The following is an 899-nucleotide window of genomic DNA, read 5'->3' on the forward strand; positions in this document are numbered from 1 at the left end:
GAGCACCCCGCGTCCCCGCGCGACGTCCGCGACGCGGCGCGCGTGCTGGTCCGCACGTGCGAAGGAATCCTGCTCAGCGAAGCCAGGGCGGAGGTCCTGTCGTGACCGACCAGCCGAAGGGGAAGATCAGGAAGGGCGCCGCGGCCGCTGCCGGCGCCGTCGCGTCCGAAGTGGCCGGCAACGTGCTCACCCCGGGCTCGACCCCGGCGACGCCGTCACCGCAGCCCGCCGCGGCCGAGACCGCGCACGACGTGCCCGCCCACGAGTACGTGCCCGAGGTGGAGACCAGCACGGTCACCCGCGGTGAAGACGGCCACGTGCAGGCGCAGACCGGCACCGTCTGGCACCCGGAGACCGCCGACGGCCTGCCGCTGGAAGAACTGCCGACCGTCGAGGAGTTCGAGCAGATCGAGGTCCGCGAAGACGAGTTCGGCAACTTCATCATCGACGCGACCGAACGGTTCGTGGTGCACAACCACGGCCGCGACGAGGTGTACACCGACCACCAGCACCTCGTCGTGCCCGGCGACGGGACCCCGGGGGACACCGACATCGACATCGTGCAGGACGCCGGCGTCGTCATCCACGAGAACCCGGACGGCACGATCTCCGTCGAGCACGAGGGCTCGCTTACCTACGAGCTGACCCCGGACGCGCCGGGGCACGGCGACATCGAGGTGTTCCAGGAGGAGACCGTCGTCCTCGACGAGGCCGAGACGGGGCCGCCCGGGATCGAGGTCGGGGTGACCGTGGACGAGCAGGCCAAGGCCGACGACCCGTTCGGCGAGCCGGCCGGGCCCGCGATCCACCAGACCGAGGTGATCGCGGACAAGGGCCGCGGCGCGACGGTGACCGCGCAGGTCACCGCCCCGGCGCCGGCGCTGCCCGGGCCGGCGGCG

At 73.0% G+C, this 899-nt stretch carries 1 pseudogene; it reads left to right on the top strand.

Annotated features, from left to right (window positions below):
- Positions 1-101: 101 nt before the first annotated feature.
- A pseudogene (locus G3I65_RS29375) lies at positions 102-899 on the top strand (hypothetical protein); the annotation flags it as partial.

Origin of the sequence: Amycolatopsis sp. SID8362, assembly GCF_010550475.1 — a bacterium.
Lineage (GTDB): Bacteria > Actinomycetota > Actinomycetes > Mycobacteriales > Pseudonocardiaceae > Amycolatopsis > Amycolatopsis eburnea.